This is a genomic window from Paenibacillus sp. GCM10012306, assembly GCF_042649265.1.
Classification (GTDB): Bacteria; Bacillota; Bacilli; order Paenibacillales; family Paenibacillaceae; genus Paenibacillus_AQ.
Genome location: NZ_JBHRYW010000010.1, coordinates 166,169 through 190,113 on the forward strand (window position 1 = coordinate 166,169; position 23,945 = coordinate 190,113).

The window sequence follows — 23,945 nt, forward strand, 5'->3', positions numbered from 1 at the left end:
TTGTACCAGCGAATCGGAAAAATGACATCTTTGTACATTAAAGACGGAAGGGCGAACCCTTCCGTCTGATTGTATCGTGCCTCTGTTATTGCCGTTGTTTCTGTGTAGTATCAAAATCGTTCTTATTGCCAATCGTAACATCAAGGTTCAGTTGCTTACCGTCACGGACAACGTTGAGTGTAATCTTGTCACCCACCTTGAGGGATTGGATATAAGTGATCAGATCCTGATTGGTCGCATATTTCTTGCCGCCTACTCCGGTAATAATGTCGTAAGGACGAAGGTCTGCGTTATAAGCGGGAGATCTGAAGACAATATCTGCAACCACAGATCCTTCTTTAATATCAGTTCCCATTTGTTTGGCCACTTCATCAGTAATCGTCATGAGAGTTGCACCAATGAACGGAACGGGCTCTTTTGGAATCGCTTGGTTCGCTTCCAGCTTGTCAACAACATTCTTGATTGTATTCACAGCAATCGCGAAACCAATACCTTGTGAATCGGTACTTACAGCTACGTTCATACCGATGACTTCACCGTTCACATTGAGCAACGGACCGCCAGAGTTACCTGGATTGATAGACGCATCTGTTTGGAGCAGGTTTTTATAGTTTCTTGTGCCACTGCCGTCTTCTTCATTGATATCAATGCTGCGGCCTTTGGCGCTCAGCACGCCTGCAGTAACGGTATGGTCGAACCCTTGCGGGTTACCAATCGCTACGACTTCCGAACCGACCTTCAGCGAATCGGAATCGCCCAGCGCTACTACAGGGAAATTGTTGTTGCCTTCAATCTTCAGTACAGCCAGATCCAGATCTTTGCTGGAGCCGAGCAGTTTGGCTTCGTAAGGTTTGGTGTTACCATCTACTGTCACCTGAATGACATCTGCACCATTGATTACGTGCTGGTTGGTCAGGATATATCCAGCCTTATCGTAGATGAAACCTGTACCAATCCCGTATGGAACCAGTTGAGAGGAAGAACCCTTGTCAGATGGAGCTTGCTGATCCGGTTCTGACTGGGAAGAACCACCGCCACCGAACTGATCTCCGAAAAAGAATTGCGAGAACGGATCATTGTTGTTCGGGCTGCTTTGTCCTCTGCCGCGCGAGCTTTGGTTCACGAGCGTCTCAATCTTGACGACTGCCGGTCCTACATGATCCACCACGCCTGAAACATCGCCTTTTCCAGTAACCAGGGACGCCGTTGTCGTCGAAGGCTTCGCCATGGCGCTTTCGCTCGGCGCTGAGGCAGATACATTTGATCCGCTTCCGTTACTTGAGCTCGCTGCATCTGGTGTGAACCAGTTGCCGCGGTCCGCCATGTACATCGATCCTGAAAGGACGATCATTCCGGCGAGAAAAGAAACCAGCACTGTTTTAAACGAGCTTTTCGGCTTGCGATTGTATTGCCATCCGTTACCGCCGCCGTCACCGTTTCCACCATTGTTACCCTTGCCTCCACCGTTTCCCTCATAACCTGTAGGGCGGATCGTCGGGCTGTAAGAAAGTGATTTTACGGGCTGAGGAGGTGTAATTTCCACCCGCTCCGGTTCCCGCCGGTTGTAGTGTTCTACATCGCTGTCGTTGTCCAGTTCTTCTTTATTCAAGGATTTAAAAGGTCCGTAAGAGTAATAGTATGATGAGCTTGTTTCGGAGGACTGGTTGCTATCGCTACCGTTGTTCCATTCCCGATCAGATTCAGGTTCGTTATCACGGTTAAATCTGTTTTTGTTCTCGTCCATGTTTCTTTCCTCCCGTGCCCTGCCTATCGTGTGGCAAGGTTTAATTTGTTTTCATGGTCTTATTTTGTACTTTAAACCTTAAGGTCACATTAAAAACAATTTAAGCGCAGATAAAAGATAGGCGCAGGCGGATAGAAATGAAAAGATAGAGAGTAGAGGGCGGAGATTACTTGTGTAATTCTAGATGGGATCGCTTAGTGGGGATCATAATCACGTGGGCTGGGATTGCCGGCGGAATCATATCACGTGGGCTGGGATTGCCAGCGGGATTATATCACGTGGGCTGGGATTGCCGGCGGGATCATTTCACGTGGGCTGGGATTGCCAGCGGGATCGTATCACGTGGGCTGGGATCGCGGGCGGGACTTTGTCGAACTAGTGCTGAATCAGTATTAATAAGTATCGCTGAACCTTTAAAAGTTCATACCTACTACAAAAAGGCACTATAAATTGGATCATACCTCCAACTTATAGTGCCCTTCTATTTTTATGACCGACTTGGAGAATATATAGAACGCATTAAAATAACAAACAAAGCCTATAAGTTACTCCGAAGAGTAATTAATGGCATTTTTGTACCTTAAATAGTCTGCAGATGGGTGATAGATGGGAATTAAGTGCAATATTGTACACTAAATCTTCCATAATAACCCTTTGAGGGTGCTTTTTTCGAAATTAAGATACAAAAATGCCTCTATTTATATTATTTGTCTATATTAAGGAAAAATAAGGTGCAAAAATGCTCTTAGTTGGGAAGATAGCGCCATTTTCACTGTTAATAAGACTTGTGCAGAGGATAGGAGATCTTTGAGCTAAAGTCCTAACTTTAGCAGAATAACGCCTGGTATTCTGTGTGAATATGAACTACAACTTTAACATAAGCACAATACCTCTACTTTAACTTTAACCTCAACATAAGCACAGTACTTCTACTTCATCTTTAACTCAACATAAACTCAGCACTTCTACTTTATCTTTAACCCGACATAGCTTCAACTACCCCTGCGCCCAGCCCTTCCGGTAGGCGTAGATGGCAAGCTGCGTGCGGTCATCCAGCTCGCACTTCATCAGCAGGTTGCTAACATGCGTCTTGACGGTCTTAATGCTGATATGGAGTTCTTCGCCAATATCCTTGTTGCTCTTACCCTCGGCAATGAGCAGCAGCACTTCCTTTTCTCGCTCAGTGAGACCAGAGGAGTCCCCCTGCACAGTACGCTGACGGATGCCGCGGGTCAGTGCCTGCGACACATCGCCGGTCATCACTGGCATGCCTCGGTATGCACCCTGCAGCGCATAGATCAACTCCTCTGCGGAAACAGTCTTCAGCACGTAGCTGACCGCGCCGGCTTCAATCGCATCGACGACCAGATCATCCTCGAGAAAACTGGTCAGGATGACAATTTTGAGGCCGGGAAACTCCGACAAGACGGCTCTGGTCGTCTCTGCCCCGTTCATAACCGGCATCATCAGGTCCATTAACACAAGATCAGGCAGAGTCTGTTCGTCGCTAGCACGCAGCATCTCCAGCGCTTGCTGTCCATTTGAAGCTTCACCAATGACCTCAAAGGTCGGCTCCAGCATGAGATAGGTTTTGAGGCCCATCCGAACCATATCATGATCATCCACCAGCAATACTTTTATGGCACTCATATCCTGTCCTCCTCTTCCCGGTATTCAGCATCAGTGACCTTCGGCAGTTGCCGCTCCTGGTCACCCTGAATAAATTTGGGGATATGTACGCGAATGGTCGTTCCTGCTCCCTTACGGCTAATAATCTCTACCTGGCCGCCCAGCTTTTCCGCACGTTCGCGCATTGTGGTGAGTCCATACGACCCTTGTTTTTGCTGGACATGCTCAAAGCCCTGACCGTCGTCGCTGATGCTCAGCACTACCTGCCGGGGCCCTTCACGTAGTGACAGACTAACGAGACGCGCCTCCGCATGCTTGACGATGTTGGCCATCGCCTCCTGAATGATCAGGAACAGTTGGTGTTCTATGGCCTCGGATAATTCCCCCTGCAATTCCAGCTCTTTAATACCCTTTAAGCCGTTTTGACGACAATAATCAGGGAACCATTTTTCCAGTGCTTCGAACAGGTTCCTGCCTTCCAGCTCTACCGGACGCAATTGCGCGATCAGCGCACGCATCTGCTTCTGTGCCATTTGAGACATCGTAATCAGCTGATTCATCACAGTCTGTCCGTGCGCCTGGTTGATTTCCAGCACTTTAGGCAGCGAAGAGGCGGACATATGGATCGCGAACAGCTGCTGGCTCACCGTATCATGCAAATCACGGGCCATCCGCCGACGTTCCTCCAATACCGCACTCTCCGCTGCCTTTTCCTTCTCGATGACTTCCTGCTCCCCAAGACGCTGCAGAAGCTTCATCTTATTCTCCACCGTATCCATCATCACATTAAATTCATGGTACACCCTGGAAAAAGACTGATCGTCACTCTCCGGCATCCGCACAGATAAATTACCTTTGGCCACCTGCAGCATGTTCAGATCCAGATGATCAATCCGCCGCTGCATGCGCTGTCCGGCCATATATCCTACAATGACGGCGAACAAGACAATGCCAATCGTCAGGTATACCCACATCCGGTAGTCCACGACCTCAATATAACCGAGACAAGTGCCCGCATAGACAAGCCCTGCGGACACCCCGCCGCTGAGCAGGAAATAGAACAACAACACCCATTTAGTATTATGAAGTATTGTTCCCATCTCTCTAGCCCACCGACTTCACTTTAACATCTCCGATAAAAGCACTGACGGTGATACGGACTTTTTTGCCGCGTTCCTTATAATATGGCGTCTTGAACTGTACATTGCTCATGAACCCGCTACGAGATTCATCCAACACTTGCATATCCCCGATGAACGAGCTGCTGTTAACCGAAACGCCCAGATCCATATCATCGGGAATAAATACCTTAATGTCACCGACAAAGGCGGAGATGTTAATCTTGGTCTCCCCGTAAGCGATCTGCGCGTTGGTGAGGTCAATGACAGTGTCGCCGATAAATTGCGAGATGTTTGTGTGCTTCAGTTGAAAATGATCGCGGCCCATATGAATATCACCGATAAACGCCGACCGGTTACTTGTCTCCTTGCCGCTGTGATGGTCATACTCCTCGTCCCATTCTCCATGTCTGCGGGCGTGGCGTTCCTGACGCTCCTGGTGTCTACGTGCATGACGCTCCTGACGCTCCTGATATCTTTGAAAATGACGTTCCTGCTTCTCTCTATAGCGGGGTCCGGAAGAGCCAAACTGGCCCTCCTCTTCCCGCTCATCCTTGTGCAGATAACTTTCCCACTCCGTATCCTTTGGAGCTGCTGCCTTCGGCTCTTCAAAGGAAGAGGATCCCGAAAACTTGCCGAATTTCTGCTCAAATTGCTCATCCAGTGTGGACTCCATCGGTTTTGGAGGTTCGACATCCAGCGGATTGTTCCCCGAAGGGAAGTAGCCCGGCGGCGTTGGCGGCACAGGAGGATCATTCCTGCGCGGCTTGAAAATGACATACAGCCCACCGCCGATCAGCATCACCGGAATGAACATTTTGAAAAAATCACCGGCCGACAGGTAGAACCAACCTAAGTTTCGTCCCAGGAAATAGACCCCGATCGCCAGAAAAAACAGTCCTCCAATGGCCGATGACCCCCTAGAGCTATAATCTCCGGTGGACAACAGACGTTGCAGGCCCAAAAAAATCAGAATAGCCGGCCAGAAGTTGGAGATCACATACCCTATGCTGAAATCGGTATATCCCAGCTGCCTCAGCATAAACATGCCACCGATGCCGATGAGCACTAGCCCGCTCAGGATCTGGCTCGAAACCCTTCGTTTCATGCTTGATTTCCCCCTTTAAATGGAATTTCACTCTTCGCTTACCCTATGACCTCAGTTTACCGGAAGACAAGGTCTTGGTACAGCGGCGGGAGAAGGAAAAGTCCCTCAGTCTAGAGGCTGAGTCGTATGGGATTATATTGAAATTAAATACAGATTATTAGCGATTTCCGTGAATTTTAAAGCGGAGCACGAGGTGCCGCAACTGTTCTGCCATCTGGCCCAAGCCTACGGAGGAAGAGGTTATTTCCTCTGTAGATGCAAGCTGCTCCTCGGTAGCCGCTGATACAGAATCCGTAATACTGGCAGACTCCTCAGAGATACTCCGAATCTGTTCCATATGCTCTGTTACCCCCGCCACCTCATGGGTCATGGCCTCCACTGCACTGGCGAGCTCCTCCAGGGTTGAAGCCGACTGGTTCACGGTTCCTGAAATCTCGGCAAACGAATGGCCGGATAGACTGACTGCTTCGATACCGCTGGACACTTTCTCCTTGGCTTGCTGCATTTCTGCAGTCACTTCCTCGACATGTTGCCGGACGGATTGCACCAATTCACTGATACGGGAGGCGGATTCCTCTGAGTTAAAAGCAAGCTTCCGCACCTCGCTGGCGACCACCGCGAACCCCCGGCCCTGCTCTCCGGCACGAGCTGCCTCAATAGAAGCGTTAAGTGCCAACAGGTTAGTCTGACGAGAGATACCAGTAATCACATCCACGATAGTATCAATCTCCAGCGAGCGTTCCTCCAGTTTGAATACAACCTGATCCAGCCGTTCCACTGTCTCCTGCACACGGTGGATTTGCTGGACCGCTTGCTCTGCGGCTGCATTACCGTCCGTGGCCGCTGCAGAGGTCTTAATCATCCCGACTGATACCTCCTGCATTCGGCTCGACAAGCTCCCCATTTCTTCAGATATATACTCCATACTCCGCGCTCCACTTTGCACACGCTCGACCTGTCGCTCGCTCCCCGTACACAACGCCTGTACCGCCACACTAACCTGTTCTATGGCCTGATTGGTCTGCTCGGCGCCAGCAGTTAGCTCCTCAGCAGACGACGATACCAAATCCGTCGTTTCCTGAACTCCCATAATCATTGCTCTCAGATTATCAACCATGTTCTGAAAGCTGCGGGCTACGTCGCCAAACTCATCCTTTCTTCGGGTATCCACATTTTCTGTCAGGTCGCCTTTGCTAATCACTTCGGCAGCGGTCTTGAGCTTGTTCAGAGGTCGAGTAATAGTGCTGACAATAAACAAGCTGGCAGTGATCGTAACAATTAGAATGATGGCAATCGTAATATTCACTGTATTTTTTATAGCCTCAGCACCCTCATTCATCTCGCTGACGTAGAGCGTCCCTCCTATTTTCCAGCCAGTTAGATCATTGGTCGTAAAGAACATTTCCTTCTCACGGTCATCCAGCAAATACTCAAAGTTTCCGCTCTTGCCAGCAAACATCTGCTCCGTATAGCTGCTTCCACCCGGTTCCGCCGGTTTAAGGTTAGGATGCACCACTATCTTCTTGTTACTGTCCAGCACAATAACATACCCTTGCTTGCCAATTGTAACGCTAGACTCCGTTCGGATCGCGTCAAGATTCAGGGATACACCTAACACGCCCGCTCCATTTGCAATCGCTTTCGACATAATGATCTCAGGGCTGCCCTTGGCATCCATCACAACAGGAGTAATGCTGATTTGACCCGGCGCTGCCAAGGCAGACCTGTACCAATCCTGTTCACGGGGGTCATTGTTCGAACGTTCTGTACCGCTACCCTGGATGGTTACACCTTCTGCAGTACCTATGTAGGCATTATTGATATCGGGGTTCAGTCCTAGATATTGTTCCAGCATGGGGATCAATTTCTGAGCATCCGGACCTTGCAGTGTAGAACTTGCCAGTGTGTTGGTGAGAAAATCTACATCACTTTTTTTGGACTCGATGCTGTAGCTGATAATTGAATTAACCGTCTCCACGCTTTGCTGGGCACTGCTTAGCATTTGCTGACGCATATGGTTTCGAGAGCTTTGCGCAGCCATCACACCAATGATCAGCGAGGGCACAATTACTACTACAATTAAAGAGACCACTAATTTTACTCTTACAGTTAATCTAAAATGCCTCTTCTTCATACAGACAAAACCCTCTCATCACATATTTTATGTACTCTATTGTATTTATCAGCAGAACATGGAAGAAAATATTCGTTTTATCAATATTAGCATTAAATTTGGTTAAAATATACTTTTTAGGTTGAAAATTATCATCTCATAATAAAAAGACTGCCCCCATCAGCTTGATGCTGATGAGAACAGCCTGATTCTTCAGCAGAGGTCTGCTGTAAGATGATTATTGTTGCGGTTTTTGAACCGGCTTCGCAACAGAAGTGTTGCTTTTGCTGTTTGCGCCATCATTTTCAACCGCAAACTCAGCATTGTATTTTTCATTCGGTGTTTTATAGTTTTCTTGAACTTTTGATTTCTTGGAGTTAGCCACGGAATTCACCTCCCTTTTTTTCCTCATGTCATGGTTGCACCAGGCCAGTGAGGTTGGTCCGGAAGAGGCAATGAATCATTGCCCCAGTCCGTATTATGGGAAGTGGCAGCATAGATTATGCATGACCAAGTGAATTATATTTCAATCCGTGTAACAGATGCTGCAGTTCTCACTGTTAGATGACTTCTTCCAAGAGATTTGGTGGAACGGAATTGTAGGTTTGGATCGCGTGGCTGAGATTCTTCAGCATGGCTTCTGTACATTTACCGTTACCCCGCTTGATCACGTGCACCACCACTGTTTTTTTGCCCCATTCCTTATAGACCTGCTTGGTAGTGGCAAAATAAAGATCAATCTTCCGTCCTTTAATCGCAGAACCTGTATCTGCTACCACCGCATAGCCATAGTCAGGAACATAAAGGATGCTGCCCAGCGGCAGTACTTTAGGGTCCGCTGCTATCGTTGAGATCGTATTCTTGTCCCGACGAACCTTGACACCAGAATACGTAATGCCGTATTCCGGATGCTTGGATGTTTTCCCGGTCGATTCATACCCTGCGGTATAGCCCGTTGCTGTGACCTTCATTGACGTGAGAATCTGTTCCCTTGCTGGTGCTGCTACCGGTACAGACGCCGGTGTTTTCGCCGGAGCCTGGCTTCCCTTCTTCTGCGTTACAGGCGGTGTTGAAGCTTTAGGAACTTGTACTGCATTCGACTGCACAGCTGATGCCGAGACTGGTGGTGTGTAGACTTCATTCGCATATATTGTCGCACGGGCGGTCTGGATTTCAGGACTCAGACCCTTTGCTTGCACCGTCTCTTGTTGTGATTCCGGGTATATTCCGGCTACACCCAGTAGAAGCGCTGCAGTAACGATTAAACACCAAAACCTCTGAAACATGCCCATTTTGTTCATAAGATAAACCTCCCCCTATTAGCGAAGGTTTCCCTATTCTCAAAATTTTATACGTGGAGAACAGTAAAACTGTCCCCCACAGGCATATAATCAGAGGTTTTATATAAGACGAACTTAATATCCTAACGTAAAGCTCGGTCGTCACTACGGTGAATGTTTGGACTTCCGGTCGCTGTTGTATCCAGATTTCTTCTTTATCAGCCGCTTTTAACGGTTGAAATCTGGATACAAAGGCGAGCGCTACGCTCCTACAGTTCCAAACCTTCCCCTTCGTTCCTTCTTGCTTTTGTTAATTTCTTATGTCCGTTTATACATTTGGTAGCATAAATCAGCTTGTTGATCTTAAGAGATCACACGATCAGCGATTTCCTGGGACAGCAGCTCAATGACTTCCTGAACCGGCTTGGCTCCAAGGTCGCCTTCACCACGCTTACGGACCGAGACGGTACCCGCATTCATCTCGTTCTCACCCACGATGAACATGTAAGGCAGCTTCTCCAGCTGTGCTTCACGAATCTTGTAGCCTAGCTTCTCGTTACGCAGGTCAGCAACCGCTGTGATTCCACGGCGACGAAGCTTATCAGTCACTTCGTTGGCATAGTCATCGAAAGCAGTGGAAACCGGAATAACCTTAACCTGCTCAGGCGATAGCCAGAGCGGCAGGGAACCCGCGAAATTCTCCAGCAAGAAGGCAACAAAACGCTCCATTGTACCCAGAATACCACGGTGCAATACAACCGGACGGTGCTTCTGACCATCATCACCAACATACTCCAGTTCAAAGCGTTCTGGCAGCAGGAAGTCAATTTGGACTGTGGACAATGTCTCTTCCTTACCAAGCACTGTCTTGATCTGCACGTCAAGTTTCGGACCATAGAAGGCCGCTTCGCCTTCAGCCTCGTAGAATGGGAGGCCCGCTTCCTCTACAACTTCACGCAGCATACGCTGAGCGGTTTCCCACATTTCATCATTGGCAAAATATTTCTCAGTGTCCTTCGGATCACGATAGGACAACCGGAAACGGTAATCGTTGATACCGAAATCTTTGTATACCTGCTGGATCAGCTCGATAACACGGATGAACTCACCTTTGATTTGATCCAGACGACAGAAAATATGCGAGTCATTCAGGGTCATTGAACGCACACGGTGAAGACCGGTCAGGGCACCAGACATCTCGTAACGGTGCTGAATGCCAAGCTCGGCAATACGGATCGGCAGATCACGGTAGCTGTGCATAGAGCTCTTATAGATCATCATATGGTGTGGACAGTTCATCGGACGAAGCACAAACTCCTCGTTGTCGATAGCCATTTTCGGGAACATGTCTTCCTGATAGTGTTCCCAGTGGCCCGAGGTCTTGTACAATTCTACGTTACCCAGTACCGGAGTGTATACATGCTGGTAGCCCAAGCTTGCTTCCAGATCGACAATATAACGTTCCAGAATGCTGCGCAGCTTGGCACCCTTAGGCAGCCAGATTGGCAGACCTTGACCAACGAGTTGATTGAACGTGAAAATCTCCAGTTCTTTTCCGAGCTTGCGGTGATCGCGTTTCTTCGCTTCCTCAAGCAAGCGCAGGTGTTCATCCAGTTGAGCTTTCTTGATCCAGGCTGTACCGTATACACGTTGCAGCATCTTGTTCTTGGCATCTCCACGCCAGTAAGCACCGGCTACGCTCATCAGCTTGAAGACTTTGATCTTGGACGTGGACGGTACGTGCGGACCACGGCACAGGTCGAAGAACTCGCCCTGTTCATAGATTGTAATAATACTGTCCTCAGGCAGCGCCTGAATCAGTTCCAGCTTGTAAGGGTCACCCAGTTCTCCGAAAATATCGAGCGCTTCCTTGCGGCTGACCTCTTTGCGTACGATAGGCAGATTCTCGTTAATAATCCGCTCCATTTCCTTCTCAATCTTGAGCAGATCCTCAGGATTAAGCGGATGCTCCAAATCCATATCATAATAGAAGCCATCTTCAATCACTGGACCAACGCCCAGCTTGACTTCCTTAGCTCCGAACAAGCGTTTTGCCGCTTGCGCCATCAAATGCGCGGTACTGTGGCGCATCACTTCAAGACCTTCTGGCGAATCCAAAGTCACGATCTCTACCAGCGCCCCTTCCTGAAGCGGGGTCGACAAGTCGACGACGATTCCGTTCAATTTACCTGCAGCGGCGTTCTTACGAAGTCCGCTACTAATGGAAGCCGCCACATCATCGATGGTGCTACCTTCCGCATATTCCCGGACTGAGCCGTCCGGTAACTTAATGCTTACTGCCATTATATTTCCTCCTCAAAAATCATTAGACCCGTAGGTCGTTTATTTGTACGGAACGAGATGTTCCATGCAACAAAAAACACCCGTCCCGCAAAGGGACGAGTGATTGCACCCGTGGTTCCACCCAAATTCGATTCCTTCTCCTATCGCCAATGAAGTGGCTTTCGAGCACAGAATCCTTAGTTAGCATGGAATAACGGCCATGAACCGGCGATTCTTACTGTCCCAAGTCTTGTCCACTAGATAGTTCCCGGGAGTTCATAACCGCAGCTACAAAGGGGTAAATCAAAAGCCGGATACCGGAGGAACTTGCAGCCATTGTTTCCTCTCTCTGAACGGTCCGAAGCGATTGTCCATTTCTTTGTCAAAGCTGTTCGCGTGAATTTACCAGTAAATTATAAATCGGACCTCCCCCGGCAGTCAAGCCAGAAGAAGTCCGATCCTTGTTATACATTGAAAATAACTATTGATGCTGCCAGTCGCCACACTTCCCGAAGCAGAATCATTCTTCGCGGCGTTTCTTCTGGGGCAAGCGACCAGCACGCTTCAACGACTCACGCAGCAGATACTCGATGTGTCCGTTAACGCTGCGGAACTCCTCCCCTGCCCAGCGCTCCAGCGCTTCATGCAGCTCTGGATCAATCCGCAGCGGAAAGCTTTTCTTGGCCGCCATAATTATACCGCCTTAGTACAACGAGCCAGCGTTAATGACCGGGCTAGCTCCACGCTCGGACACAATCGCCACCATCAGATTATTGATCATCGCCGCTTTGCGTTCTTCATCCAGTTCTACCACGCCGCTCTCTTTAAGCTGCTTAATCGCCATATCTACCATGCCCACAGCACCTTCTACAATGATCTGCCGTGCTGACAGAATGGCTGATGCCTGTTGACGCTGAAGCATCGTGCTGGCAATTTCAGTCGAATAAGCCAAATGCGTTAGCCTTGCCTCAATGACCTCGACACCAGAGATGGACAAGCGCTCCTGTAGTTCACTTGCCAGCTCCTTGGCAATTTCATCGGCATTCGCCCGCAAGGACATTCCGGCTTCATTGAAGTTGTCATAAGGATATTTACTCGCCACATGACGCAGCGCTGTCTCACTCTGTATCTCCACGAACTCCATATATTTATCTACATCGAAGAGTGCCTTCGCAGAGTTGATTACTTTAAATACAATAACTGCCGCAATTTCAATCGGGTTCCCCTCGACATCATTCACCTTCAACTTGGCGCTATTAAAGTTACGAACCCGTAGTGAGACCGTCTTACGGCCACTGAACGGAATAACCGCCCATAGCCCGCTTGTAGATATCGTTCCAACATATTGCCCGAAAAATGTCACCACAACCGATTTGTTCGGTTGAACTACTGTAATACTGGTCAGCAGTACGCCTGCTGCTACGAACAAGATGACAGGCACAATAACATATTCCTGAGCGGCGCCGTATATTCCACCAGCCAAACAAAGAACTAGCAATGCAATAACCCAGAAACCGCTAACAGGGCGAAGAATTTTTTCCGTCATATGGACCCCTCCAACTAGATATTCATTTGATATTTAAATGATATCACTTTTGGATATGGATGTAAATTATTATTTCAGCAGCCGTTCGCTAACCGCCATGCCAGTCTACAACTTTATTTTTCTTCTGACACTCCGACGACACATCCCCTGTAAGCCCGTCCACATATAACGGACGATGGATTTAAATCTCCTCATTGCAAAAGAACGAGAAAAAATCAAATGTAATCTCACGTGAAAATAAGCCCACTACGCCTATACGGGCATTGTGGGCTTCTCTGCTTAATCTTACTTGTAAATTGAAGTATCTAGCGGAATAATGAACCCGCCGTCAACAGCTTGTGTCACATTTATTGCGATGTTCTTTACTCCAGAGATATCTACCTCAATCGTCTGGAGATCACTATTAGGCGAAATCTTCTCTACTTTTTTAAGAAGCACATTCTTGTCATTATCCATAATTTCAAGAGACTCCACTTCCTTGCCGACCGCAGCGAATTGCAGAACAAGTTTCTGATATTTGCCGTTAGGGCTGAGCGCGGTATATTTAATATTGGAATTAGGTGCGCTGTACAGCACTTCCTTATAATTCTTGCCGCCGTATTTGGTCAGTGCAGGGTCCTTGGTATGCAGACTGGTGTTAAAATCCTCCTGCTTCACGGGAACGCCTGCCTGCTGTTCGCCAATAATCACCTCTTTGGCTGTCCCGTCATAATTCACTGGAACATCCAGCAGCTCAGAAACAGATCGTACCGGAAGATACGTAGTTCCTTTATAAGTAATGGGAAGCACCGCTTTGCCATTGCCATCTTTGAGAGGGGTAATCTCCCCGTTCACTCTGATCTTTAAATCTCCGTTTAACAACGCTTTAATTTCTTGGAGATGCGAGCTCGCGAAAGCACCTGTGCCCATGCCCACTAAAAGTATCATGGTACCGCATAAAGTCGTAACAACCTTCTTCTTCATTTCTGTTTTCCTCCTCTTGGGATATCATCAAATCCAGGAACACCAGAAACAACGGTTATTGAGAGATAATCTTTCTGAAAGATGACGCTACATGTAGGATAGTCTCTGCGTTTTTGGAGTTGAAGATTTTACCACATTATATCACAAAGCCCAATGCTTCATTTCTATTTCTTCCTTCTTCCAAGCTACGACTGTTCACTCTTGTATAGAAAGGTAGAAAATGAATTCAGGGTTTTCAAATCCAAGCTGAAGGAAACAAAATAGGGGCTTCTTCTGTGTATTATCATAACACGAAAAAAGTCACTCCAGGCAGTAGTCCATGAGTGCCTACTTCATATGCAATTATATATGGCCGGAACTTTCTTTCACGATGGTTACCTTCCGAGTCTAATACTTTATTTTCTTCTGACAAAAAGACCGTAGACACATTCGATTTTCCCGAATGAATCTACGGTCTATATTTAGCCTCAAAACTCTAGACTAGCAGCCTCTCTGCCTAGTTCTGCATCACAAAATCATTGTCAATCTTCGCATTGGCATCATCGAACACCCGCAGAATGTCGTAACGCGTGTTACGCTGTGCCGGGATTTTACCAGCTTCACGGATTAGTTGTGTAATGGACTCGATGTTGACTTTGTAGGTTGCGCCCGCGGAGGACACGACGTTCTCTTCAATCATCGTGCTACCGAAATCGTTGCAGCCATATTGCAGTGACAGCTTGCCGACTTCCGGCCCCATAGTTACCCAGGAAGATTGGAAGTTCTTGATGTTGTCCAGCACCAGACGGCTGATCGCTACGGTCTTCAAATACTCTTCCGGCGTTTGTCTGTCCAGCTTCAGATTGGTATTATCCGGCTGGAAGGTCCAGGAGATAAAGGCCAGGAAGCCTTCGGAGTCATACTTATTGGCAATGCACTCATCTTGAGCTTCGCGCACGCGGAGCAGGTGCAGTGCCCGCTCTTCCAAGGTCTCGCCAAGGCCAATAACCATAGTCGCGGTCGTGTTCATACCGACTTTATGCGCGGTCTGCATAACGTCCATCCAGTCGCGCCAAGAGCCTTTCAGACGACTGATTCTGCGGCGTGTACGGTCATCGAGAATTTCTGCACCACCGCCTGGAAGTGAATCCAGCCCGGCCGCATGAATCTCGCGGATGACCTCTTCCAGTGACAATCCGGAAACTTCCTTCATCTTCATGATTTCAGCAGGTGAGAAGGAGTGCATCGTAATTTCGGGGAAGCGTTGCTTGATCCCACGCAGCAAATCTGTGTAGTAATTGAAAGGCAGATTGGGGTTCACGCCCCCCTGCATTAGAATTTCAGTTCCGTTAACGGCAATCGTTTCGGAAATCTTTTGGAAAATAAGTTCATCCGGCAGTACGTACCCCTCGTCAGAGCCCGGTCTGCGGTAAAAGGCGCAAAAACGGCAGTACACATCACATACATTGGTATAGTTAACATTGCGGCCAATGACGAAGGTCGCCATCGGGTCCGGATGCCAACGTTTCATAATAATGTCGGCAGCAGCGCCCATTTTCTCAATTTCGTTACTCTCGAACAATCTTACGGTATCCTCCAGCCCAAGCCGGTCTCCCCGCAGCGCTTTATCCAAGATCAGGTCTATCGCACTCATCGTTCGCAGCCTCCTTTAAAACCCATATCTTTATGGTATTTTCATAAAATTTATAAGACAATTGAATATGTTCGTTCCTTCATCGTAACACAATCCGGACCGCTTGAGAAATTTTTTTCACAAAGTATAACGACCTTAACCATCTTTTGGAAAAGGCCTGCCTCCATGTAAAAAAAGATACCATCCCCGCTCATAGAACCGTTTCTGAATTCAAAAAGGACAGCTTCGTCCGAAAACGAAACTGTCCTTGCGAAGCTTAATTATTCGTCCGCAAGCGCCTGCTCCAGATCGACAATGAGATCCTCGATAGACTCAAGGCCGACCGAGAAGCGCAGCAGTCCATCCGTAATTCCGCGGGCCGCCCGAACCTCTGCCGGCATAGCCGCATGGGACATCATAGCCGGGTACGACAGGATACTCTCTACAGCGCCGAGGCTGACCGCAACAAGCGGCAGCGTCACCTTGTTCAACACACGCTTGGCCCGTTCACCGGAGCCAACATCGAACGAGACAACCGCGCCGTAGCCGCTGGATTGCGATTCATGGATCTCGCGTCCCGGATGATTTGCCAGTCCTGGGTAGAACACAGCCGTAATATCGCTGCGGGCGTCAAGCCAGGCTGCAAGTTTGGCTGCGCTGATCTCGCTGTGCGCCATCCGCGCCTCCAGCGTTTTCATTCCACGCATCAACAGCCAGCTTTCCTGCGGAGCCAGCACGGTGCCCAGACCGTTTTGCAGCATTTTAAGCTGCTTGCCGATTTCTGCGGTACGAGCTACAGCAAGTCCTGCCAGCACATCGCTATGACCGCCGAGGAACTTCGTCGCGCTGTGCAAAACGATATCTACACCTTGCTCGATTGGACGCTGATAATACGGCGTCATGAACGTATTATCCAGAATAGTCAGAAGCTCATGGCTCTTGGCCCATTCGCATACAGCGGCTACATCCGTGATTTTTAGCGTCGGATTCGACGGAGTTTCCATATATACGGCTTTCGTATTCGGCTGAAGGGCAGCTTTGATCTGCTCAAGATCCGTCATATCCACAAAGGTGCTTTCAATGTTCAGACGATTCAGGATGAGCGTCAATAGCCGGTATGTACCGCCATAGACATCCTCAGTCACGATCACATGATCGCCAGAGGACAGCATCAGGAACGTACTGGAGATCGCAGCCATGCCGGAGGCATAGGCGAAACCGCGCTCTCCGCCTTCCAACAGGGCAATATAATCTTCAAGCGCCTGACGGGTCGGATTGCCTGACCGGCTATAGTCATGCAGCGGCGGATTATTAATATCCTCATGATGGAAAGTCGAAGCCTGATAGATCGGCACACTGGAAGCGCCAGTAGCTTTGTCGATCTCGCTGCCAAAGTGCAGCAGACGGGTAGCGAATTTGAGGTTATTCTTCTTATCCTTGTTCACGTTGTTATCACTCATTATGCCTGGCCCCCTTGTGCATCTGCTGCTTCAATCTCAATACGTGCCTGTTCCAGTGCATTACCCAGATCTGCGATCAGGTCATCGATATGTTCAATACCAACCGAGAAGCGCAGCAACCGGTCATCAACACCCACCGCATCGCGGATTTCAACCGGAATATCGGCATGGGTCTGTATCGCCGGGTAAGTCATCAACGATTCTACACCACCAAGGCTTTCCGCGAAGGCGATTAGATGGATATGACGAAGTATCGGCTCCACATATCTCGCATCCTTCACTTTGAAGGAGAAAATACCAGTGTTCCCGGACGACTGGCGGTTCTGGATCTCAAAGCCCGGATGCTCCGGCAGACCCGGATGGAAAACTTCAGCGATGGCAGAATGTCCTTTGAGATAATGGGCCAGTTCCAGTGCGTTGCTCTCGTGGCGCTCCATGCGCAGTGCCAGCGTCTTCATCCCTCTCATCAACTGGTAGCTATCGGTTGGTCCCAGTACTGAACCGATGGAGTTGTGGAGAATCGCCATTTCAGCAGACAGTTCCGCACCTTTAGTCACAATCAGACCTGCCAGCACGTCGTTATGACCGCCCAAGTATTTGGTGGCACTGTGGATAATGATATCGGCTCCCAGTTCCAGCGGACGCTGGAAGAACGGAGTTAGCAGCGTATTGTCTACAATAGTAAGGAGTTCATGCGACTTGGCCCATGTACAGACAGCCTCGACATCTGTAATCATCATCAACGGATTGGTTGGTGTCTCAATAAGTACCGCCTTGGTCTCCGGACGACGAACGGCTTCCAGTGCCTCCAAATCATTGGTATCCACATAAGAAGTCGTCACGCCAAATTTGGACATGATCCGCTCCAACAAGCGATAAGTTCCGCCGTAGAGATCCAGCGATACGATCAGATGATCTCCTTGTCGGAAAAGGCTGAAGATCGTTTGCAAAGCGGCCATACCGGAACTACAGGCAAATGCTGCATCTCCGGATTCCAATTGCGCTGCTGCCGTTTCCAGTACAGAACGGGTCGGGCTTTTGGTGCGGCTATAGTCAAAGCCTGTACTTTGCCCCAGCTTCGGATGACGAAACGCCGTTGCATTATAGATAGGGAAGTTTACCGCTCCAGTGGCCGGGTCCTCCTGCGATCCTATTTGGGCAAGTCTGCTTTCAATCCTCAGTTTGTCGTCCATTCCATATAACCTCCTAAGTAAGTGTACTGCTGCATTCTCATCTATAACTTAAATGATGGGTCCAATATCATAGGGTGTTTCTTGGTATACATAGTAATTGAGCCAATTAGAGAACAATAAGTTAGCATGGGCGCGCCAAGTTGATGGCGGAGTACGCTTTGGATCATCTTTTGGAAAATAGTTCTTCGGCAGTGCCATTTCCATACCCTTGGCGACATCACGATCATACTCCCACTTCAGGGAAAGCGGATCGTACTCAGAGTGGCCGGTGACAAAGATTTGTCGGCCATCCTTTGTAGCCACCAGATAGATGCCCGCTTCCTCTGATTCGGCCAGGATTTGCAGATCCGGATTACGCTCGATATCTTCGCGGGACACATCCGTGTGCCGGGAGTGCGGAACATAGAACAGTTCATCGAACCCGCGCAGCAGCTTTACATTATTATGGTTCAGTGTGTGAGGGAATACGCCAAAACATTTCTCAGACAATGCTTCCTTACGCACACCGAAGTGATGGTACAAACCGGCTTGTGCAGCCCAACAGATATGCATAGTGGAGGTAACATTATCTTTACTCCATTCAAAAATCTCTTTCAGCTCTTCCCAGTATGTTACATCTTCAAAATCCATCTGCTCCACAGGAGCGCCAGTCACGATAAGTCCGTCAAATCGACGGTGGCTAATCTTATCGAAGGTCGTATAGAAGCTGTTCAGATGCTCAGCCGACGTGTTCTTCGAAGTATGGGAACGGGGACGCAGCAGCACAATGTCCACCTGAAGCGGTGAGTTACCGATCAAACGGAGCAACTGAGTTTCCGTAGTTTCTTTGGTAGGCATTAAATTTAGAATGGCAAGGCGCAAGGGACGTATATCCTGATGAAACGCCTCGCTCTCGTCCATGATGAAAATATTTTCTCCCGACAATATCTCTTTCGCCGGCAGACTGTCTGGAATCTTAATTGGCATTTCTCGTCTTCACTCCTTGATAATAGAATGCCGCTTGGCGGCTGTTAACATTGGGTAAACAAAAAAGACCTCACTCTGAACGAGAAAGGTCATATTTATTCACATATGCGCCTCTCTCATCTGCCAGAAATCTTCACCGGGCATCTGCCCGCTTCAAAGTTTCCTGCAAGAATTAGCACCGTGCGTTTTCACGCCGGTTGCCGGGTTTCATCGGGCTAGTCCCTCCACCTGCTCTTGATAAGAAATTGCTTGTTAATTGATCTCATTAAATGTTAATAAACCTTGTAATATCACCTTATAAGATCAATTATTCGTATTCAGTTTTAATTTTTCATCCCCAATTTAGTTGTGACACCATCAGAGATAAAAAAAGCATATTCTCAATGGATTATCATCAAGTAATATGCTATGTATTATACATCATTTATTCATTTTGACAAGATAAAAAATTAGTTCGGCTTTAGCGATTCTTAAATTTTTATCTAAGCTAGAAATAATTTAAACGTGCCTGACTATATCAGCTTATATATGTTTGTTTCGCCTAATTGCAGAATGGGTTGAAAATCATATGTATTTTTACTTTTATTAACCTCTATGTCCTCTTTATTACCATCAATATTCCGTTCTGCTTCCCAACGATCTAATCACATTATCCGCTGCCCTCACTTGTAATTTCATTGTCATAATTAAATTTAATTAACATCAATTTGAAGGTAGCGAATCCCCTCTCCACAAATAAAAAAATAACCCCATTATGACATACAATAAATCAATATTGTAGTTATAATGGGGTTATTTTATGAATTCAATTCTATTTTTAAAAATATATTCATTTTCCTTTTTTATTCAATTTTGAATTTGAATTGGTGGACTATAATACAATTTTTTATTTACATTGTCCCATGCCACTTTAAATCCATTCTCTTTCAATACACTAGATGGAACATAACTAATACCATCCTTAAGTAGCCCATTCACAATGCTATTATCTTTTGTAGATATTGCTTTAATTGCATCCACTTTTTTATCATCCTTTATTGATTGTGTAGGTTGAGGATTGACTACTGGCTCTAATTTAATATTTAGCTTTACTAGTTCTGCTTTAATAGAAGGAATAAAACCCTTATTAGCTGCCGCAATTGTATTACCGTCACCAAAAAATGCTGTTCCAGGACATGTCTTACTCGATTTTCCTGGAGTGTAGTCGCTAAGCCGTTCGCCTGTGGCTGTAAACCAAGCATGATACACGATGTTGTCAGTGTTGATAGAAATTTTAAACTTATCAGCCAGACATGCATAAACATGAACAATTGCATCACGTTGTGCAGTAGTCATAATGTCTGCACCTTTATCAAAATAGCCAATGCTCTCGATACAGATCATACCTGTGTTGGCGCCTTTAATTCCAGCTGGTGTAATATTTAAGTCGCGGTCTAGACTTAATGCGATTTTACCATCTTCAAAAATAGTTAGATGTTGACCGGCAGCAGACCATCCATTATCTTTTATATGTGATGTTCTCATTCCCTCAAGACATACAAAATGGTCTTGTTGAGCTACACCATTAATCATTTTTCTAGTAGTATAATTTGGGGATGCAGTGTGATGTACTTGAAGTTTCTTTATGCTACGAGTTACCACTTGTTTATCTACCCAGTCTTTAAACTCCGATTTCTCCATTAGGAGAAAATTCCCTTGTTGTTTCATTTGTGATATCTTCCTTTCTAGTAAATCAATGCTACACTGTCTAGGAGACGATATTGTTGATGCTTAAGCAGAGTATTACACTGAATTGTCTCTTTTATTGTTTTAAATCCTCATTTTCGCCGACAGTTTCACTTTTAGATCGCAACACAGAAATTACACTTCTCATTTGTTTAGGCATTGGTAGATCGAGTCGCCCATAATTTTCGGCCAAACTAAACAATTCATTTCCAATGTAAAAGGAAGTAGCACCTACCATAAAACCCAGTGTCCCTGTAAGTTCTAGCATAAGATCTACACGATAAAGGATAGCAATCACACTAAACATCATGAATTTCTTGAAAATCCCCCAAAATCCTCGATTAGAATTGATACCCTTGGTTGGATCATCAGGGAACTTATATCCTTCATATGCTGCTGCAGCAATACCTAACATGTAATCCAAAACACATAAGAAGGCAAGGAGAGCAAGTGCATCACTCCACCCGCCAAAAAAGTACGTAACTACCGATGCAGATGCACCGATAATAATTTTATACAGATTTTCCATTTCATTATCCCCATAAATCAAAATAACCCCCACCGCTTAGATGAGGGCAAAATAAAAACGCCTTTTGGGGCGCTTATGTAATCTCTATTTCTTTTCCAATAGATTCTCAACATCTTTACGGCTAATCTCTGGAACCTGTTCCATCGCCACGAACAAGGAGTTTACCAACCATACCAATTGCAGCCATTCTTTTCTCTCACTTCTTGGTACGTAGTATTCCTCGTTTTGGACTATTCGTTTACTCATTCAATATACAGAAGAACGGTGGAAATATCCACAGTAAAAATACGTCTTATACATCACTGCAATTTATGCAATTTTGCTGGTGATTCTCAACTTATGTGATTATAAAATCACCCTTCACGAAAACCATAGAATCCCCTCTCACTTCTGCAATTAGAGTCCCTGGTTGTTTTCCTGACCAGTTAATTAACTTCCATCTCCAGTCATATCCCTGAATGAATAATCCCTCTTGCTCTGCTTTTATTGCATAGATATCGTTATTCCCTTGATCAAGTGGGACTTCATTCCATCGACCCGAACCGTCCTGCCATCTAATAATGAAGTCTTCGGTTTGACCGTTTATTCTACCAGTGAATCCAAAGTCCATTGCGTTTATCGAGCTGACAACTTCGTCGTCTCGGTATAAGTCATCCACTCGCCATACTCTCGGCCTTGTTAGAGGAGCAACATACGTACCTCTAACCCCGGCAATGATTACACCATCTTTGATATTGCTTGCCAACAAAGTTGGTATGCTAACTTCGAACATTGTGTTTAGGTCAACGACTCCCTTAGTATTTCCACCAATGCTGCTAGGTCTCACTCGAATGAACTTTTCTTGTGAGTTCGTATTTACTCCGGGTAAAGTCAATCCCGAACCATCCGCTAAGGCTCCTACATTAAGAGTCGGAGATTCAGCACTTTGGAAGGTCTTACCGATTAAAACATCCTCAGCTTTAGCGGTTCCTTCATTCTCACCCCCTTCACCCTGTAATATAAAAGACGTTCCACTATAAATAACTGTGTACACTCCAAGAGCAGAGAGTTTTCCAGCGGAACCATTTGGCTTCAAAATGGACTTCGCACCTAAACCATTTGGGTTAATCGTTGGGTTGCTACCGCTTGCTGTGTGCGCTACAAAACTGAAACGTAATCCAGCAACTAAAGCTGTTGGTGCAGGAGATAAGGCAAGAGTATATGCAGTTGGAGTTCCAGTAGTAGTACCAAAACCAGTATTGTTAGCTAAAGCTACTTTATCAGCAGAACTCATTAAACCGTTTGCTCCAGTTGTCGCAACAGCAGTCGACGCTTTAGAATTCCAAGTTGTTTTTTCTGCATCAGTAACAAAACGGTTGGATGTATCTTGAGAAATTATAGATGCTGGATGGGTTGCTGGATGGGTATAGTTGTTTGCACCAGCGGCAATGCCATCGAGTTTTGATTTATCCGAAGCTAACATTAGCCCATTTTTAGATGTTGTAACTCCACCTTCAATTTGTTTGAATTTATCCTCAACACTACCTCCGCTTGTGAGGACAACGTTGTTTCCTTTTGTTACAGGATAAATGTTATCCCAATCCAATCCATTATGTTTTTTTATCAATACATTTTTCTCAGCCATTAATTAACATCCCTTTCGAATTCACTTTTGCTATTATACTTCTTGAAACCACACATCAGCGTCTGTTGGTGAAACCGTCCGAACATGACTTAAAGGAGTAGCATCTGTGATACCATATCGAGCCAAAGTAACTGGTGTACTAGTTAAGCACCTCCACCACCGACTAGTAGCGATGTACCAGATGCATTGTCGAGGTAGATCTCACCAGTGTCAACAGTTATATACTTAGCTGCTACTGTATCAACTTTTGAAGCTAATTGAGTAGCAATGATTTAGTTTTTGGAAATAATTCATCCCAATCAGATCCGTTATTCAATAGCCCCCGGAGATCCGAGGGCAACATAAAAGTCAGACCTTTTTGTGGTGCTAAACAACCGGAGTTGCTTTCAGCGGCTTGCCGTTAGTACCATACCGATTTTTCCTAATTCTTCTTTCACAGCAGCTTTCAAGCTAGCCGGAACTTGCTCGTAGGTTTTATATTCCTTAATAATCAAAGATACGTATACTGTAACCATTATCGCACCCCCTTTCAGGGCATAAAAAAAGAACCTCCATAGGAATGTGGCTCCGTTTACGCTTTTATCTCTAACAGTTGCTCATACACGTCAACGAGCGCGAGCTGTAGGCTCGTGGTCTCCGTCCGAGATGATAGCAACTCCTCGTATGCTTCCGCAAGCGCAACCTGAGTCATTGCTAGATCTAGTGACAAATCAGCCACTTGTACGCTTAGCGGTTTTTCATATACTGGCTCCTGCGGCTGCTCTGTCTCGTTAGGATCAGGATAGCTGAACTCAATCTCCAATGTCTTTAAATTGAATCGGTATCCGTTACTCCTTGCAAAGTCCTCGCGGTACTCACCATATTCTAGCTCTAGCACTCCTACCGTTTCCGGGGTTCTCTCTGCTAGTGCCCTGTAAGCTGCAAAATCCTGTTCTTGTGTTGTCTCTACAACATCACCGGATCTCTCTCCGGTGTCTTGAATGATGTTACCTGTTGCCAACTCATAATATAATCTGCGTCCTATTTGCATTGCCCTTCTCCCTTCTCTCTTC

The 23,945-nt window shown here is 46.7% G+C and carries 22 protein-coding genes and 1 riboswitch; of the genes, 1 reads left to right on the forward strand and 21 read right to left on the reverse strand.

All coding sequences use genetic code 11. The features are described from left to right. Positions 1-85: 85 nt before the first annotated feature. The gene (locus ACFORK_RS21190) at positions 86-1,744 is read right to left on the reverse strand and encodes a S1C family serine protease (protein ID WP_379202705.1); all 1,659 of its coding nucleotides are present in this window, start codon (positions 1,742-1,744) and stop codon (positions 86-88) included. Positions 1,745-1,969: 225 nt separating this feature from the next. Here ACFORK_RS21190 and ACFORK_RS21195 point away from each other — a divergent pair, with 225 nt between their 5' ends. Further along, the gene (locus ACFORK_RS21195) at positions 1,970-2,140 is read left to right on the forward strand and encodes a hypothetical protein (RefSeq protein ID WP_379202707.1); all 171 of its coding nucleotides are present in this window, start codon (positions 1,970-1,972) and stop codon (positions 2,138-2,140) included. Positions 2,141-2,740: 600 nt separating this feature from the next. On the opposite strand, the gene ACFORK_RS21200 is transcribed toward ACFORK_RS21195, so the two are convergent. The 20 genes from ACFORK_RS21200 to ACFORK_RS21295 form a co-directional block, all read right to left on the reverse strand. Continuing rightward, positions 2,741-3,394 (reverse strand): response regulator, encoded by a 654-nt coding sequence (locus ACFORK_RS21200; protein ID WP_379202709.1) that lies wholly within the window; start codon positions 3,392-3,394, stop codon positions 2,741-2,743. Beyond that, positions 3,391-4,473, reverse strand: a complete 1,083-nt coding sequence (locus tag ACFORK_RS21205; RefSeq protein WP_379202711.1) for a sensor histidine kinase — start codon at positions 4,471-4,473, stop codon at positions 3,391-3,393. The genes ACFORK_RS21200 and ACFORK_RS21205 overlap by 4 nt, the downstream gene beginning before the upstream one ends. Before the next feature lie 4 nt (positions 4,474-4,477). Continuing rightward, entirely contained in the window at positions 4,478-5,599 is a 1,122-nt protein-coding gene (gene liaF / locus ACFORK_RS21210) for a cell wall-active antibiotics response protein LiaF (protein ID WP_379202713.1), read from the reverse strand. 157 nt (positions 5,600-5,756) lie between these two features. Further along, entirely contained in the window at positions 5,757-7,691 is a 1,935-nt protein-coding gene (locus ACFORK_RS21215) for a methyl-accepting chemotaxis protein (RefSeq protein ID WP_379202715.1), read from the reverse strand. Between the two features lie 259 nt (positions 7,692-7,950). Next, complete coding sequence (locus tag ACFORK_RS21220) at positions 7,951-8,097, reverse strand: hypothetical protein (RefSeq protein WP_379202717.1); 147 nt, start codon at positions 8,095-8,097, stop codon at positions 7,951-7,953. A gap of 175 nt (positions 8,098-8,272) precedes the next feature. Continuing rightward, positions 8,273-9,013 (reverse strand): 3D domain-containing protein, encoded by a 741-nt coding sequence (locus tag ACFORK_RS21225; protein WP_379202719.1) that lies wholly within the window; start codon positions 9,011-9,013, stop codon positions 8,273-8,275. 342 nt (positions 9,014-9,355) lie between these two features. Continuing rightward, entirely contained in the window at positions 9,356-11,296 is a 1,941-nt protein-coding gene (gene thrS / locus ACFORK_RS21230; RefSeq protein WP_379202721.1) for a threonine--tRNA ligase, read from the reverse strand. Positions 11,297-11,795: 499 nt separating this feature from the next. Next, positions 11,796-11,966: a type II toxin-antitoxin system antitoxin gene (locus ACFORK_RS21235; RefSeq protein WP_066373934.1), complete on the reverse strand. Its 171-nt coding sequence runs from the start codon at positions 11,964-11,966 to the stop codon at positions 11,796-11,798. Positions 11,967-11,978: 12 nt separating this feature from the next. Next, positions 11,979-12,821, reverse strand: a complete 843-nt coding sequence (locus ACFORK_RS21240) for an SPFH domain-containing protein (RefSeq protein ID WP_379202724.1) — start codon at positions 12,819-12,821, stop codon at positions 11,979-11,981. Positions 12,822-13,106: 285 nt separating this feature from the next. Continuing rightward, entirely contained in the window at positions 13,107-13,784 is a 678-nt protein-coding gene (locus tag ACFORK_RS21245) for a stalk domain-containing protein (protein WP_066373928.1), read from the reverse strand. A gap of 496 nt (positions 13,785-14,280) precedes the next feature. After that, positions 14,281-15,417: a cyclic dehypoxanthinyl futalosine synthase gene (gene mqnC / locus ACFORK_RS21250; protein WP_379202726.1), complete on the reverse strand. Its 1,137-nt coding sequence runs from the start codon at positions 15,415-15,417 to the stop codon at positions 14,281-14,283. 260 nt (positions 15,418-15,677) lie between these two features. Continuing rightward, positions 15,678-16,856: a trans-sulfuration enzyme family protein gene (locus ACFORK_RS21255; RefSeq protein ID WP_379202728.1), complete on the reverse strand. Its 1,179-nt coding sequence runs from the start codon at positions 16,854-16,856 to the stop codon at positions 15,678-15,680. After that, on the reverse strand, positions 16,856-18,049 hold the full coding sequence (locus tag ACFORK_RS21260) for an aminotransferase class I/II-fold pyridoxal phosphate-dependent enzyme (RefSeq protein WP_379202730.1): 1,194 nt from the start codon (positions 18,047-18,049) through the stop codon (positions 16,856-16,858). The genes ACFORK_RS21255 and ACFORK_RS21260 overlap by 1 nt, the downstream gene beginning before the upstream one ends. Positions 18,050-18,097: 48 nt before the next feature. Then, entirely contained in the window at positions 18,098-19,015 is a 918-nt protein-coding gene (metA, locus tag ACFORK_RS21265) for a homoserine O-acetyltransferase MetA (RefSeq protein ID WP_379202732.1), read from the reverse strand. 113 nt (positions 19,016-19,128) lie between these two features. Beyond that, a riboswitch (SAM riboswitch) is annotated at positions 19,129-19,259 on the reverse strand. Positions 19,260-19,861: 602 nt separating this feature from the next. Further along, positions 19,862-20,722 carry a peptidoglycan recognition protein family protein gene (locus ACFORK_RS21270; RefSeq protein WP_379202734.1) on the reverse strand — a complete coding sequence of 287 codons (861 nt, stop codon included), beginning with the start codon at positions 20,720-20,722 and terminating at the stop codon, positions 19,862-19,864. Between the two features lie 94 nt (positions 20,723-20,816). Beyond that, positions 20,817-21,302, reverse strand: a complete 486-nt coding sequence (locus ACFORK_RS21275; protein ID WP_379202736.1) for a phage holin family protein — start codon at positions 21,300-21,302, stop codon at positions 20,817-20,819. A 51-nt stretch (positions 21,303-21,353) separates the two neighbouring features. Beyond that, entirely contained in the window at positions 21,354-21,515 is a 162-nt protein-coding gene (locus ACFORK_RS21280) for a hypothetical protein (protein ID WP_379202738.1), read from the reverse strand. A 91-nt stretch (positions 21,516-21,606) separates the two neighbouring features. After that, a complete protein-coding gene (locus ACFORK_RS21285; RefSeq protein WP_379202740.1) occupies positions 21,607-22,893 on the reverse strand; it encodes a hypothetical protein in 1,287 nt (428 codons plus the stop codon). A gap of 386 nt (positions 22,894-23,279) precedes the next feature. Then, positions 23,280-23,408: a CD1375 family protein gene (locus tag ACFORK_RS21290; protein WP_379202742.1), complete on the reverse strand. Its 129-nt coding sequence runs from the start codon at positions 23,406-23,408 to the stop codon at positions 23,280-23,282. 56 nt (positions 23,409-23,464) lie between these two features. Continuing rightward, positions 23,465-23,923: a hypothetical protein gene (locus tag ACFORK_RS21295; protein WP_379202744.1), complete on the reverse strand. Its 459-nt coding sequence runs from the start codon at positions 23,921-23,923 to the stop codon at positions 23,465-23,467. Positions 23,924-23,945 lie beyond the last annotated feature (22 nt).